Here is a 14640-nt window from a genome sequence, read left to right as displayed (position 1 = left end):
GGGTGGTGTGCTCAGAGCACGAAGAGCACGAGCACGACGGCGAGGGCCGCGAGCACCGCCAGCAGCAGGACCCACCAGGCGCCGTTCGTGCGGCGCCGGTACTCCCGCGGCTCGAGCAGCTCGAGCCCCTCGGCGGATCCGGCCGGCACGGGCGCGGCCGGCGGCTCGTCCACGGCCCACGACGTCGCCGGCCCCGGCACGGCCTCCTGCGGGGCCCGCGGTGGATCCTCGGCGCTGCCCGGCTCCTCGTGGTCGGGGGCCGCGGCGGGCGCTGCCGAGGTGGAGGCGTGGGAGCCGTGGCGCTCGGCGTCCGCGGGCGCGACGATCTCGATGTGCGTGAGCGCGGCGCGGTCCTCCGGAGCCAGCCGGTTGCTGAACAGGGCCGGGTCGACGTGCACCGGGTCGTGGGACACGTGCCCCTCCGGTCCGCCCGGACCGCCGTCGGGGAACACGACGGTGATCTGCTCGAGCGGCTCCTCCGGCGGCGCCGAGGGGCGCGGTGGGGAGGCAGGGGCCACTGCTTCCGGAGCCACCGGGTGCTGGACGGCGGTGCCCGTGCCGGAGTCGGTCTGCGCGGCCCCGGCCTGGGCGGCGAGCTCCACGAACCGGCGCTGCTTCTCCAGCAGCTCCGGGTCCGCGGGGCCGCCGCCGGCTTCCCCGAGCTCCCGGGAGCGCTCTTCCAGCTCGCGCTGCAGGCGCGCCAGCCGCCGTGGCCCGAGGGGCTTGACGGGCTGGACCGGCACCGCGTCCTCGCCCAGGTCGATGATCGGTGCGGGCCCGGAGGGCACCGGCGGCGGAGCCGGGTCGGCGTCCCGTGCGGCGCCGTCCCGCACGTCGTCCTCGCGGGCCATCAGGGTGCCTTCGCCGAGACGCCGCGGGCGCCGACGTGGTCCGTCGTCGTCCCGTCCAGGGGGCCGAGGTAGAGGCCGTACTTGTTGATGTACTGCACCACGCCGTCGGGCACGAGGTACCAGACGGGCTTGTGCTCGGCCACGCGCGTGCGGCAGTCCGTGGACGAGATCGCCATCGCGGGCACCTCCAGCAGGTTCACGCCGCTGGACCCGACGGGCGCGGCGAGGTCGTGGCCCGGCCGGGTGACACCGACGAAGTGGGCGAGCTGCCAGAGCTCCTCGGCGCCCTTCCAGGTCAGGATCTCCCCCATGACGTCCGCGCCCGTGATGAAGAACAGGTCCGCTTCCGGGCGCTGACGCTTGAGGTCCCGGAGGGTGTCGACCGTGAACGTGGGACCGTCGCGCTCGATGTCCACCCGGCTGACCGTGAACCGTGGGTTGGAGGCCGTGGCGATCACCGTCATGAGGTAGCGGTGCTCCGCGGGGCTCACGGCCCCGGCGGCTTTCTGCCAGGGGCGCCCGGTGGGGACGAACACGACCTCGTCGAGGTCGAACTCCCCCGCCACTTCGGACGCGGCCACGAGGTGGCCGTGGTGAATGGGGTCGAACGTCCCGCCCATGACGCCGAGACGGGTGCGGCCCGGTGTCCGGGGCGGGACGGCAGTGCCCGTGAGGGGCAGGCCCCGGGTCCGGTCGGCGGTGTCCTGCGAAGCGGTCGTCACGACGGTGGGGTTCCCCTGCTCAGCCGTGGCGCTTGGCGGCGTACTCGTCGAGCAGGGCTCGCTCGTCCGCGGGCAGGTCGGCGGGATCCTCGTGCTGGCCGACCTCCGGGCTGAGCCCGCGGTTGGCGAAGGAGACCGTCACCACCATGAGGCCGATCAGCACGATGAACACGGAGACGCCCCAGAGCCACGGTGGAACTCCGGCCTCGGCGGCGGCGTGCCCGCCCTCGGCGGCGGCGAGGACGGTGGTGACGGTCTGCTGGAACATGAGGATCCCTTCTGGGGCCGACGTGGCGGCGTGTGGTCGGTGAGCGGCCCGTGCCGCCTCGGCCGGCGGGCCCGGACGGCTCTCATCGTACTGAATCCGCGGCGGGACCGCCGCGTCCGGGGCTCAGGCGCGGACGTGCCCGTCGCCCTGGACGATCCACTTCGTGGTGGTCAGCTCCTCCAGGCCCATGGGCCCGCGCGCGTGCATCTTCTGGGTGGAGATGCCGATCTCGGCGCCGAGGCCCAGCTGGCCGCCGTCGGTGAAGCGGGTGGAGGCGTTGACCATGACGGCGGCGGCGTCGATCTCGGCGACGAACCGCTCGGCGTCCGCGAGGTCGTTGGTCACGATGGCCTCCGTGTGCCGGGTGGACCACCGGTCGATGTGCCGGAGCGCCTCGTCCAGGGAGTCGACGACCTTCACGGCCAGGTCCATGGACAGGTACTCGGTGCCCCAGTCCTCGTCGGTGGCGCGCAGGTGGTGGCTGCCGGCCGGCAGCATGGCCTCGGCCCGCTCGTCCACGTGCAGCGTGACGCCGGCCCGGTCGAGGGCCGCCAGCAGGGCGGGCCCGTGCTCGAAGCCGCTGTGCAGCAGAAGGGTCTCCGTGGTGTTGCACGTGCTCGTGCGGTGGGTCTTGGAGTTGACGACCACGTTCACGGCCATGTCCTTGGACGCCGAGTGGTCGACGAAGAGGTGGACGTTGCCCTCACCGGTCTCGATGACGGGGACCTTGGCGTTCTGGACGACGGACTGGATCAGCCCGTGCCCGCCGCGCGGGATGAGGACGTCGACCTTTCCGCGGGCCGCCATGAGCGCGTTCGCTCCCTCACGGCCGTACTCGTCGATGCTCTGGACGCAGTCCACGGGCAGCTTCACGTCGGCGAGGGAGTCCCGGATGATGCCCACGAGGGCCCGGTTGCTCTCCTCCGCGGCCGAGCCGCCGCGTAGCAGCACCGCGTTGCCGGACTTCAGGGCGATGCCTGCGATGTCCACGGTCACGTTGGGGCGGGCCTCGTAGATGGCTCCGACCACGCCCATCGGCACGCGCACCTGGCGCATCCGCAGGCCGTTGGGCAGGGTGCTGCCGCGGACGAACCCGCCCACGGGATCGGGCAGGGCGGCCAGCTCGCGCAGGCTCTCGGCCAGGCCGGTGATCCGCCCGGCGTCCAGCTTGAGCCGGTCCAGGAGGGCCGTGGACGTTCCGTTCACGCGGCCGCGCTCGAGGTCCTTGGCGTTCGCGGCGAGCACCACGTCCTGCTTGCGCTCGATGCGGTCGGCGATGGCGAGCAGCGCCCGGTCCTTCCAGGCACGGGTGGCGCGGCCGAGCACGCGGGCGGACTCCCGGGCGTCGTCGGCCATCGCGGCGACGCCGGCGACGGGGTCCTCCCCGAAGGTGGCGACGACGCCGTGGTCGGACACGACCGCCTTGCGGGCCGGTCGGGTGGCTTCGTCGGTGGTCACGGAATCGTGTGCGGCGGAAGTCATTTCGTCAGTTTAGTCCGTGCGCCGCGGGCGCGCAGAACCACGAGGTTGTCCACGTGCACGAGCTCCCGGCTGTAGTCGTCCCCGAGCTCCTCCGCCAGCACGGTCGTGGACTTGCCGAGCATCGGCGGGATCTCGTCCGAGGAGTAGTTGCTCAGTCCGTGCGCGATCTCCCTGTCCTCCTCGTCCCGCAGCGAGACGGGCTCCCCCGCCTCGAAGGTCCCGGACACGCCGGTGACTCCGGCGGCCAGCAGGGAGTTGCGGTCGCGGATCGCCTCGACGGCGCCCGGGTCCAGGGTCAGGGAGCCCTTGATGTCGGCGAGGTGGGCCAGCCACAGCAGCCGGACGTTGCGCCGCCCGCCGGAGGTCGCGAACCAGGTGCCGACGTCGTCGCCCTGCAGGGCGCGGGTGATGTTCTGCGCCGAGGTGACGAGCGCGGGGATGCCGGAGGCCGCGGCGATCCGGGCGGCCTGGACCTTGGTCACCATGCCGCCGGAGCCGACGCCGGCCCTGCCGACCGACCCGATCTGCACGCCCTCGAGGTCCTTGATGGGGTCGTTGACCACCGGGATCCGCTCCCCGCCCTTGCGGGGGTCCATGGTGTACAGGGCGTCGACGTCGGAGAGCAGCAGCAGGACGTCGGCCTTGATGAGGTGGGCGATCAGGGCGGCGATCCGGTCGTTGTCACCGAACTTGATCTCCGCGCTGGACACGGCGTCGTTCTCGTTGACGATGGGCAGCACCCCGAAGTCCAGGAGCCGTTCGATCTGGCGGTGGGTGTTCTTGTAGTGGTTGCGGCGCATCAGGTCCTCCGCGGTGACCAGCACCTGGCCCACGGTGACGCCGTAGCGGGCGAAGGACTCGATGTAGCGGCCCATGAGCAGGCCCTGGCCCACCGCGGCGGCGGCCTGCTTGCCGGCCAGGTTCTTGGGCCGCCGGGAGAGCCCCAGGGGCGCCAGGCCGGCCGTGATCGCACCCGAGGAGACGAACACGATCTCGATGCCGCGGGCCTTCGTCTCGCCGAGGGCGTCCACGATCATCCGCACGGCCTGCTCGTCGATCGAACTCTCGATGGACGTCAGCGAGGACGAGCCGACCTTGACCACCACGCGGTGGGCGCGCGGGATGTCCTCCCGGTGCTCGATGGGGCTGCGCCGGTTCTTGCCGCGGTTCTCGCTGCTGAGCTGGACCGCGGACTTCTCCGCGACCTCCTCGAGCTGCTCGACGTCGATCTCGCTCGTCTGCTCGTTCATCCTGGGCGTCTCCCTCGTTCGGTGGGCGTCGTCGGTGTGCCGGGTCAGTCGGTGTGCCGGGTCAGTCGGTGTGCCGGGTCGGCCGGTGGGTCGGGTCGGTCGTCAGGTGGTGGCCGCGGAGGTCCCGTGCGCGCGGTCGCGGTCCGCTCCGCGGGTGCGGTCAGTCGTCGGCGCCGGAGTCGCCGGGGGCCTCGCCGCGCCGGGCGTCGACCGACTCGGTCCACACCCCGGCGGAGCGCTCGGCCTCGAGCTCGGCGCGGGCCGCGGCCTTGGCGTCCTTGCGGTCCTGGTACTGCTGGCGCTTCTGCTCGCGCGTGGGGCGGTCGATGTCCGCGAAGCGCAGGTCGGTGCCGCGGGGCCCGGCGAGCAGCTCGGCGCCGCCGACCATCGTGGGCTCCCAGTCGAAGACCACGCCGTCGTCCTCGGGACCGATGAGCACGGCGTCGCCGGGCCGGGCGCCCTGCTTGAACAGCTCCGTCTCGACGCCGAGCTTCGCGAGCCGGTCGGCGAGGTAGCCGACGGCCTCCTCGTTGTTGAAGTCCGTCTGCAGGATCCAGCGGTCGGGCTTGTCGCCGCGCACGTGCCACAGCGGCTCGAGGTTGCGCTCCTCGCGGGCGATGGTGAACTCCGGTCCGCGCACTCCCTTGGGGCGCAGCACGACGCGCGGGGCCTCCGCCGGGGCGGGGCGCGCCGCCCGGGCCTCCTGCACGACCTCGCCCATGGCGAAGGTCAGCGGGCGCAACCCCTCGTGGGACGCGGTGGAGACCTCGAACACGCGGTAGCCCCGGGACTCGAGCTCGGGCCGCACGAACTCGGCGAGCTCCCGGGCCTCGAGGACGTCGATCTTGTTCAGCGCCACGAGGCGGGGCCGGTCGTTGAGGGGCACCGCCTGCCCGCCGTCGAGGTCGCCGTCCACGGCGTAGCCGGCGAGCTCCGCCTCGATCGTCTCGAGGTCGGAGAGCGGGTCGCGCCCGGGTTCGAGGGTCGCGCAGTCCAGGACGTGCACGAGCGCGGCGCAGCGCTCGACGTGGCGGAGGAACTCCAGTCCGAGGCCCTTGCCCTCGGACGCGCCGGGGATCAGTCCCGGGACGTCCGCCACGGTGTAGCGCACGTCCCCGGCCTGCACCACGCCCAGGTTCGGGACGAGCGTGGTGAACGGGTAGTCGGCGATCTTGGGGCGGGCAGCGCTGATCGCGGCGACGAGGCTGGACTTGCCGGCGGAGGGGTAGCCGACCAGGGCGATGTCGGCGATGGACTTCAGCTCCAGGACCACGTCGCGGGCCGAGCCCGGCGTGCCGAGGAGCGCGAAGCCGGGGGCCTTGCGCTTGACCGAGGCCAGCGCGGCGTTGCCGAGCCCGCCCTGCCCGCCGGGGGCGGCCACGAACTCGGAGCCCTGCCCCACCAGGTCGGCCAGGACGTTGCCGTCCTGGTCCTTGATCACGGTGCCGTCGGGGACGGACAGGACGAGATCCTCGCCCTTGTGCCCGTGGCGGAGGTCGCCCTTGCCGGGGCCTCCGTTGGGGGCGGACTGGTGGGGGGCGTGGTGGTAGTTCAGCAGCGTGGTGGTCTGGCCGTCCACGCGCAGGACCACGCTGCCGCCGTCTCCCCCGTTGCCGCCGTCCGGCCCGCCGAGCGGCTTGAACTTCTCCCGGCGGATGGACACGCAGCCGTGCCCGCCGGAGCCGCCGGAGACGTGCAGGACGACGCGGTCGACGAAACTGGCCACGGGGAACTCCTCTGGATCAGGGACGGACGGGCCCGCGGACGGGCCACGTTAAAACCGTAGAGGGCGGGCGCTGGACGCACCCACCCTCTACAGACCAAACATGGGTGGTGCGGGTCGGGACCCGCACCCGGGCCGGCTGGACCGGCCCTGTCGACTACTCTGCGGCAGCCTGGATGTTGACCACCTTGCGGCCCCGGCGGGTGCCGAACTCGACCTGGCCGGCGGCCAGGGCGAACAGGGTGTCGTCGCCACCGCGGCCGACGTTCAGGCCGGGGTGGAAGTGCGTGCCGCGCTGTCGGACGAGGATCTCGCCGGCGTTGACGGTCTGGCCGCCGAAGCGCTTCACGCCGAGGTACTGCGCGTTGGAGTCGCGACCGTTGCGAGTGGAGCTCGCGCCCTTCTTGTGTGCCATGAGGTGTGCCTACCTTCGGGTCTTTACTGGCTGGTGGAGTCTGGACGGGGACCGGGCCGGTCAGGCGTCGATGCCGGTCACCTTCACGGTGGTCAGCTCGGCACGGAAGCCCTGGCGCTTCTTGTAGCCGGTCTTGTTCTTGAACTTCTGGATGGAGATCTTGGGACCGCGGAGGTTCTCGACGATCTCGGCCGTGACCTTGACGCTCGCCAGGGTCTGGGCATCCGAGGTGATCTTGTCCCCGTCGACCAGCAGCAGGGCAGGGAGCTCGATGGTGCTGCCTGCTCCGCCGGCGACGCGGTCAAGGGTAACGAGGTCTCCGACGGAAACCTTTTCCTGGCGGCCGCCAGCGCGGACAATCGCGTACACCACTTGGGAACTCACTTCTCTCGACGTCATGTTTAAACAGTGTGGGTCGAGCGCATACCTGTCAGGACCAACGACGTTGAGACGAGCTGCCGGTGACCGGCCCGTGGGACCAGGCCGAGGTCAGCGCAGGTTCGCCGCAATTCAGGAACTGCACCCGCATGTGCCGCCAGGTGGGGTGTCGAGTTTTTACACGCGCGCACCGGCATGGCACCGAAGATCAAGACTACTCGATCAGGTCAGTGCCCGCCAACCGACGCTCCGCCACCGGCGCGGCGAAGAAGTCGCGCTCGAGCGCGCAGGCCTCCAGGAACACCTCCCGCATCCGGTCCCGGACGTCCGCCGGGGCCTCCCGGGCGGCGGCGTCGAGCAGCAGGCGGGCCGTGCGGGTGGCCTCCTGGAACTCCTCGTCCGCGTACGTGGCCAGCCAGTCCGCGTAGGGGTGCTCGTCGGTCCCGCCGGCCGTGGCGAGCTCGCCCAGGTGGCGCCCCACGTCCGCGTAGACCCAGTAGCACGGCAGCACGGCGGCGAGGCCCACCGGGTAGGGCTCGGCGGCGGTGGCGGCGAGCAGGAACGTGGTGTAGCGCCGGGTCACCTCGCCGAGCCCGGCCCGGGCGCCGCCGGCCCCGGCGTGCTGCAGCCGGGCCCGGTGCAGCTGCGCCTCGGTCTCGGTGCAGGACACGGCACCGGCCGCGAAGAACAGCCGCTGCTCCTCGTCGGGCGCCCTGGCCGCGAGCAGGGCAAGCGCCCGGCTGTAGCCGTCGAGGTACTGCAGGTCCTGGTCCAGGTAGGCGAGGAAGCGGTCCGGCTCGAGCCGGCCGTCGCCGAGGAGCCGGACGAACTCGAGCTCCTCGATCTCGCGCCGCACGGCCGCGGAGGCCTCCCACAGCTCGTCGCTGAACCGCTCCGGCGCGGTGCCCCAGGTCTCCAGGGCGCCCTGGACGTGGTGGAAGTGGTGGACGGGGCCGCTCCCGTGGCCGACGGAGAGCTCTCCGGCGGTCTCGAGAGCCCCGCGCAGCCAGTTCCGGGCGATCCGCAGGCTGCGGGACCAGTCCCCGTGCCGCACCTGGAGGGTGGCCAGGGCCGAGGAGAGGGAGCACCCGGTGCCGTGGGAGTTCTCGGTGGGCACGCGGGCGCCGTCGAACGCCGCGAGGGGCTCGGGGGCGTCCGGGCCCACGAGGGCGTCGGGCGTCCGGTCCCCGGTGAGGTGCCCGCCCTTGACGAGCACCAGGGTCCCGTGCGCGCGGGCCACGCGGTGGCCCTGGGCAAGGGCCTCCTGCCACGACGACGCGGTGTCCTCCCCGGCGAGCACGGCGAGCTCCTGCAGGTTGGGGGTGATCAGGTCGGCGAGGCCCAGCATCGAGCGCAGGGCGTCCTCCGCCTCGCTCTCCAGGAGGCGGCCCCCGGAGGTCGCGACCATGACAGGGTCCAGGACCACGACCGGCGGCCGGTGGACCCCGAGCCACCGGGCGACGGCCTCGATGACCGGCACGGACCCGAGCATCCCGATCTTGACGGCGTCGATCTCGACGTCCTCGGCGACCGCGTCGAGCTGGGCGGAGAGGACCTCGACGGGCGGGACGTGGATGGAGCGCACGCCCACGGTGTTCTGGACGACGACGGCGGTGACGGCGCTCATCCCGTAGCCGCCCATCGCGGCGATCGACTTGAGGTCGGCGTGCTGGCCGGCGCCGCCCGTGGGGTCGGTGCCGGCGATGGCCAGCACGCGGGGCACGCGGGCGGTCACGGGGCCACCTCCTCGGCGGCCGCGGCGGCGTCCTCGGCGAGCGCGGGGTCCGGCGGCACCGGTCTCTCGGCTGCCGGTGTGCGGGCGGACGTGGGTACGGCATCGCGCATCTGCGACATCCCTTCGCTAGTACTGGCTAGATCAGGTTCGACGGGTGTGTTCTCAGCCGCTCGCGCGGCACCCCGTGTCAGGTGTCCTGCCAGTCTAGTGGTCCCGCTGGAGCCGGGACGCGGACGGAGTCCGCTCGCAGGCTCAGAACATGCCGTTGGCGTGCGCCGTTCTCTCGGGAACCGGCTGCGCGACGCCCCAGTGCTCCACGATCCGGCCGTCGCCGAGGCGCCAGAGGTCGTAGCAGGCGACCGTGCCGGCGGCTCCGTCCCCGCGGTCGCCGCCGGTGACGGCCTCCGCGACGGTCAGCACGAAGTTCCCCTCGCCGACCACCCGGCGCAGCCGCCGGTACGCGGGCTGCGGGCCGTCCGGCGTGCGAGCCGCGTGCTCGGTGCAGCCCCGGGAGCTCATGTGGTCCTGGACGGCGCGGTGGTCACCCGCGACGAGGGCGGACTCGACCCACTCGGCGGCGATGCGCTTGTTGTCCTGCGTCCGATCGCGGTCCGTGACCGCGACGGGACCGTCGAGCTGCGGGCGGGCGCCGTCGGAGCGCGTGCGCAGGGGCTCGAAGACGTCCCAGTGCTCGGCGATCCGCCCGTCCTCCACGCGGAAGACGTCGAAACCGACCAGGGGCTCCGGACCGAGTCCCTCGTAGGCCGAGTGGGCGCCCATTGTCCCGTGGTCGTCGAGCATCCGCACGAGGTCCACGCGGAAGTCGTCGGGGATGCTGCGCACGAACTGCCTGATGCCGTCGCGCCCGTCCTGGGCGAGCGGCGAGTGCTGGATGAAGTCCTCCGTGTAGTGCCGGTCCACGGTCGACGGATCCCGGCGGACGAAGACGTCCGTGGCGACGGCGCGGACGGTGTCTGCACTGGTCATGGCGGTTCTCCCTGGAACGGGCGGCCGCTCGCCCCGGCGGACGGGACGGCGGCCCCGGCTGTGCTGTGGTGCGCACCACAGTACGCCGCCGCGCGGGGGCGGGGCCGGCCGGGACGGTCCACGACGGCGGAGGACCCCGACCGTGCTGGTCGGGGTCCTCCGGGATCCTGCTCGGCGGGGCGGCTCAGCCCCGGTCGGCGGGCTCGCCGCTGGTGAGGTCCTCGGCCTTAACGCCGACGCCGACGACGGTCGGCGCCGGGCGGGAGGAGTCCTCCGGGGAGCGCTGGGTGACGGCCTTGGCCTCGTGCCGGGCGCCCTCTGCGGCAGCCGCCTGGCCGGCGGTCACCTCGGCCTCGCCCGGGCGGGCGGCCGGGGCCGAGGCCCGCCGGCTGCGCCGACGGGGCCGAGCCGGCTCGGCGCTCGACGGCTCCGGAGCCGCCGGGGTGGGAGCCTGCTGCTCCGTACTCCCTGGCGCCGCACTCTCCCGCCCCAGGGTCTCCTGCGCGGCGCCCCGCGCCCGGGGGTCCTCCGCAGCGGTGGCCTGCTCAGCGGTGGCCTGCTCAGGGGCATCGTCGGCAGCGGTGACCGTCTCAGCGGCGGCTCGCGCAGGGCTGGCCTCCTGGCCGGCGGAGGCGGCGTCCGGCTCCTGCTGCCCGAAGGCCTCCGCGAGGGAGTCCAGGCTCAACGGGCGGGCCTCGGCGGGCTCCTCGACGACCGCATGACCCTGCGGCAGCTCGATCACCTCGCCGTTGATCCGCAGGCGCGAGCCCGGCTCGGCCGGCGCCGCGTCGGCGGGAACCTGCTCCGGTGCGGCCGGGGCGGAACTCTCCTCCGCCTCCGGCTGCTGCTCGGCGGCGGCGTCCGCACCCTGGCCGCGGTTGCGGCTGCGCTTGCCGCGACGCTTCTTCCGGGAACGCCCCGAGCCCTCGGGCCGGGACTCCACCGGCTGGGCGGTCTCCTCGGCGCGCTCCACCTCCTCCGCGGCGACCTCCTCGTGATGGGTGGCGGCGGCGATCGTCGCGAACGCCGTCCGCGCGGCCTCGGCCTTGGCCTTCTCCGCGGGGTCGGGCTCGGCGGACCGCTGCTCCGTCCGGGCGGACTGCTGCTCGCGCTGGTTCCCGCGGCCGCGCTTGCGCTCCGTGCGGTTCGGCCGCTGGTCGCGGGACTCGGCCGTGGCGCCACCGGAGCGGCCCTCGAGCGGGTGGTCGTGGACCACCACGCCGCGACCGGCGCAGTGCTCGCACGGCTCGGAGAACACCTCGAGCAGGCCGGTGCCCATGCGCTTGCGCGTCATCTGCACGAGGCCCAGCGAGGTCACCTCCGCCACCTGGTGCTTGGTGCGGTCCCGGCCCAGGCACTCCACCATCCGGCGCAGCACGAGGTCCCGGTTGGACTCGAGCACCATGTCGATGAAGTCGATCACGATGATCCCGCCGATGTCCCGCAGCCGCAGCTGCCGCACGATCTCCTCGGCGGCCTCCAGGTTGTTCTTGGTGACGGTCTCCTCGAGGTTGCCGCCCGAGCCGGTGAACTTGCCGGTGTTCACGTCGACCACCGTCATCGCCTCGGTGCGGTCGATCACGAGCGAGCCGCCCGAGGGCAGGAAGACCTTGCGTTCGAGCGCCTTCTGGATCTGTTCCTCCACGCGGTAGTTCACGAACAGGTCCTCGTCCTCGTCCCACTTCTTGAGCCGGTCGAGCAGGTCCGGCGCGACGTAGGTCACGTACGCCTCGATGTTGTCCCATGCCTCGTCGCCCTGGACGACCATGGTGGTGAAGTCCTCGTTGAAGACGTCGCGGACCGTCTTGATCGTCAGGTCCGGCTCCGCGTAGAGCATCTCGGGCGCGAGCGTCTTCGTCGACCCGGCCCGCTCCTGGATCTGCTCCCACTGCGCGCGCAGCCGGTTGATGTCGTGGGTGAGCTCCTGCTCGGAGGCCCCCTCGGCCGCGGTGCGCACGATGACTCCCGCCCCGTCCGGCAGGCGGTCCTTGAGGATCTTCTTCAGCCGGGCGCGCTCGACGTCGGGCAGCTTCCGGGAGATCCCGGTCATCGACCCGCCCGGGACGTAGACCAGGTACCGGCCCGGCAGGGAGATCTGGCTGGTGAGCCGTGCACCCTTGTGCCCCACGGGGTCCTTGGTGACCTGCACCAGCACCGAGTCCCCGGACTTCAGCGCGACCTCGATCCGGCGCGGCCCGCCCTCGAGCCGCGACGCGTCCCAGTTGACCTCGCCGGCGTAGAGCACGGCGTTGCGGCCCCGGCCGATGTCGATGAACGCGGCCTCCATGGACGGCAGGACGTTCTGCACCTTGCCCACGTAGACGTTGCCGATCAGGGAATCCTGCTGGGTGTGCGAGACGAAGTGCTCGGCCAGGACGCCGTCCTCGAGGACGCCGATCTGGATCCGGTTGTCCTTCTGCCGGACCAGCATCTGCCGTTCGACGGACTCACGGCGGGCCAGGAACTCGGCCTCGGTGATCACCTGGCGGCGGCGGCCGGTCTGGCGGGACTCGCGCCGGCGCTGCTTCTTGGCCTCGAGCCGCGTGGAGCCCTTGACGGCCACGACGTCGTCGGCCGTGGCGGTCTCCGCTGCGCGGGGCGCCCGGACCCGGGTCACGGTGTTGGGCGGGTCGTCGTCGCTGCCACCCATGAGCTCCATGTCGACCTCGCCGCGACGGCGACGGCGACGTCGACGGCTGGTGGCACCGCCGCCCGACGCCTGTCCGGCCTCCTCGCCCTCGTCGGCGAGCTCCGCCGTGTCCGGCTCCTCGGGACCGTCGCCCGGTTCCTCGGCAGAGGCGTTGTCCTCCTGCTGGCGGCGCCGCGCCTCCCGGCGGCGGGCGGCGCGCTGCTGAGCGGCCTCACGCAGCTCGTCGAGGTCCGGGGCGTGGAACATCAGCGAGGTCGCCGTCACAGCGGCGGCCGGCCCAGTGCGCGGCTCCTCGTCGTCGTCCTGGTCGGCGTCCACGCCGTCGTCGGTGTCGCCGGCGAGATCCTGCGCGGCACCGCTCGGCGCGTCCTCGGCCGGTGCGGCAGGGGCCTCGGCCCCAGGACCCAGGTCCTCGGCCTCCCCCGACGGCTCCACGCCCTCGGCGGCCTCCTCGGCACCGGGCGTGCCGGGCGCGGGGTTCCCGGGCGCTGCGGCCTCCTCGGCCACCGCACCAGGGCGCTCGTCGCCGGGGACCGCGGTACCCGGCGCGACGTCGAGGGTGTCGGTCCCGGCGGCGTCGCCGGTGTCCGGCGCAGAGTCCGGAGCGGGCGGCCCGGCCTCCGACGGCCCGTCGAGGACGTCACCCGGCGCGTCGGTCAGAGTCCCGGGGCCGGCGTCCGGCGCGGGCTGCCCGGCCTCCGACGGCCCGTCGGAGTCGTCTCCCCGCGCGTCGGTGAGAGTCTCCGGGCCGGCGTCCGGCCCGGGCTCCGACGGCTCGTCGAGGACGTCACCCGGCGCGTCGGCCGGGATCTCGGGGGCGGCGTCCTGCACCGTTCCCTCCGCCACCGGGAGGTCCCGGCGTGCGTCGTCCGATGTGTTCTGCTGACCAGCGTCCAGGGCGTCCTGCGCCCCGGCCTGGTTCACCTGTTCGGCATCCATATACAGCTGTGCTCCTGCCGCGGTACGCCGTCCGTACCCGATCCCCGCAGCTGCTTGGTCGGCGTATCGCCGGTGGGGGTCCACGCGGCGGCCAGAAGTCCTGTGCGTACCCGTCGCGTCCCGCACACCACGCGAACGGGCGGGGACGGCAACGAGCCAGTCCGGGGCTTCGAGCCGTTGCTCACGAGGGCAACGGTCTTGAGCCGGCGGCGGACGCGCTCAATCCGATGAGAGCCGCGGGTCCTGCCGACCTGGGGTCGAAGTCCGACTGGGCCGAGATCCCGCGTACGGGCGGGCTCGACCGTGGTCAGTATCTCACAGACGCCCCGGTCCGGGCCGGATTGGCCTCGTCACGGCCCGCAACCCTCCCGCGCGGGGCAAGGAGGACCCCGGGGCGCATCGCCTAGGATCGGCGTGTGACCTCCACTTCGCCCACCCTCGACGACTCCCCCGCCGTGTCCCGGGGCCACGGGCCCCGCGCCGACCGGCGCTGGGGGCTCGTGGCGCTCGTGACCGGCCTCCTGGGCTTCTACGGCGCCGCCACACTGGTGTACGAGCGGCTCCAGCTCTTCCTGGACGCCGCGCACCGCACCAGCTGCGACATCAACTCGTGGCTGTCCTGCGGCACCGTCATGCGCACGCCGCAGGCGGAGGCCTTCGGCTTCCCCAATCCGTTCATCGGCATCGTGGCCTACGCGGTCGTCGTGGCCGTGGCGCTCGCGGTGCTGGCCGGGGCCCGGTTCGCCGCCTGGTACTGGTGGGGGCTGCAGATCGGGGTGACCCTCGGCTGGGCCTTCGTGCTGTGGCTGTGGTGGCAGACCACCTTCGAGATCAACGCCCTGTGCCTGTACTGCATGCTCGTGTGGGTCGTGCAGACCGTCCTGCTCGTGCACACCACGACCCGCAACCTGCGCGACGGGGTGCTGCCGGCGTCCGCCGGCGTGGCACGCGGCGCCGAGCAGTGGGCGTGGTTCGTCTCCGCGGCCCTGCTCGTGCTGCTCTTCGGGACGGTGCTGGTCCGGTTCGCCGGGGTCATCCTCCCGGCCTGATCCCACCCCGAGCGGCCGGTTCCTCCGGCCGCGGCCCGGTCCTGGAGCCCGGCCCTGGGACCCGACGACGACGGCCTCCGCCCGTGCTGGGCGGAGGCCGTCGTCGTCGGGTCCGGTCTCAGTAGGTGTTGGGAAAGTGTGATGCGCTTCCGCCTGACTGCCGGGACGGAGGAGCGGATCGTGGTGGCATG

At 73.2% G+C, this 14640-nt stretch carries 12 protein-coding genes and 1 riboswitch; of the genes, 1 reads left to right on the top strand and 11 read right to left on the bottom strand.

What is annotated here, in order from left to right; translation table 11 throughout:
* Positions 1-11 precede the first annotated feature (11 nt).
* From ACFYE1_RS06900 to ACFYE1_RS06850, 11 genes are all read right to left on the bottom strand, one after another.
* Entirely contained in the window at positions 12-851 is an 840-nt protein-coding gene (locus tag ACFYE1_RS06900; protein ID WP_387741278.1) for a hypothetical protein, read from the bottom strand.
* Positions 851-1573: a nicotinate-nucleotide adenylyltransferase gene (gene nadD / locus ACFYE1_RS06895; protein ID WP_387741276.1), complete on the bottom strand. Its 723-nt coding sequence runs from the start codon at positions 1571-1573 to the stop codon at positions 851-853. The genes ACFYE1_RS06900 and nadD overlap by 1 nt, the downstream gene beginning before the upstream one ends.
* A 19-nt stretch (positions 1574-1592) precedes the next feature.
* On the bottom strand, positions 1593-1841 hold the full coding sequence (locus ACFYE1_RS06890) for a hypothetical protein (RefSeq protein ID WP_387741274.1): 249 nt from the start codon (positions 1839-1841) through the stop codon (positions 1593-1595).
* Positions 1842-1964: 123 nt separating this feature from the next.
* The gene (locus ACFYE1_RS06885) at positions 1965-3299 is read right to left on the bottom strand and encodes a glutamate-5-semialdehyde dehydrogenase (protein ID WP_387741272.1); all 1335 of its coding nucleotides are present in this window, start codon (positions 3297-3299) and stop codon (positions 1965-1967) included.
* A 20-nt stretch (positions 3300-3319) separates the two neighbouring features.
* A complete protein-coding gene (proB, locus tag ACFYE1_RS06880) occupies positions 3320-4573 on the bottom strand; it encodes a glutamate 5-kinase (RefSeq protein WP_387741270.1) in 1254 nt (417 codons plus the stop codon).
* Between the two features lie 160 nt (positions 4574-4733).
* Positions 4734-6299, bottom strand: a complete 1566-nt coding sequence (gene obgE, locus ACFYE1_RS06875; RefSeq protein WP_387741268.1) for a GTPase ObgE — start codon at positions 6297-6299, stop codon at positions 4734-4736.
* Positions 6300-6453: 154 nt separating this feature from the next.
* Positions 6454-6711 carry a 50S ribosomal protein L27 gene (gene rpmA / locus ACFYE1_RS06870; RefSeq protein WP_017834601.1) on the bottom strand — a complete coding sequence of 86 codons (258 nt, stop codon included), beginning with the start codon at positions 6709-6711 and terminating at the stop codon, positions 6454-6456.
* Between the two features lie 60 nt (positions 6712-6771).
* Positions 6772-7083, bottom strand: a complete 312-nt coding sequence (rplU, locus tag ACFYE1_RS06865) for a 50S ribosomal protein L21 (protein ID WP_017834600.1) — start codon at positions 7081-7083, stop codon at positions 6772-6774.
* Between the two features lie 220 nt (positions 7084-7303).
* Positions 7304-8824 carry a bifunctional hydroxymethylpyrimidine kinase/phosphomethylpyrimidine kinase gene (locus tag ACFYE1_RS06860; RefSeq protein WP_387741266.1) on the bottom strand — a complete coding sequence of 507 codons (1521 nt, stop codon included), beginning with the start codon at positions 8822-8824 and terminating at the stop codon, positions 7304-7306.
* Positions 8825-8925: 101 nt separating this feature from the next.
* Positions 8926-9019: riboswitch (TPP riboswitch) on the bottom strand.
* A gap of 57 nt (positions 9020-9076) precedes the next feature.
* Positions 9077-9811 carry a nuclear transport factor 2 family protein gene (locus ACFYE1_RS06855; RefSeq protein ID WP_387741264.1) on the bottom strand — a complete coding sequence of 245 codons (735 nt, stop codon included), beginning with the start codon at positions 9809-9811 and terminating at the stop codon, positions 9077-9079.
* Between the two features lie 184 nt (positions 9812-9995).
* A complete protein-coding gene (locus ACFYE1_RS06850) occupies positions 9996-13400 on the bottom strand; it encodes an Rne/Rng family ribonuclease (RefSeq protein ID WP_387741262.1) in 3405 nt (1134 codons plus the stop codon).
* Positions 13401-13816: 416 nt separating this feature from the next.
* On the opposite strand from ACFYE1_RS06850, the gene ACFYE1_RS06845 reads away from it, so the two are divergent.
* Positions 13817-14449: a vitamin K epoxide reductase family protein gene (locus tag ACFYE1_RS06845; RefSeq protein ID WP_387741260.1), complete on the top strand. Its 633-nt coding sequence runs from the start codon at positions 13817-13819 to the stop codon at positions 14447-14449.
* Positions 14450-14640: the final 191 nt, after the last annotated feature.

The organism is Kocuria nitroreducens, from assembly GCF_042879195.1.
GTDB lineage: Bacteria > Actinomycetota > Actinomycetes > Actinomycetales > Micrococcaceae > Kocuria > Kocuria nitroreducens.
This window is presented reverse-complemented; position numbering and strand designations above follow the sequence as displayed.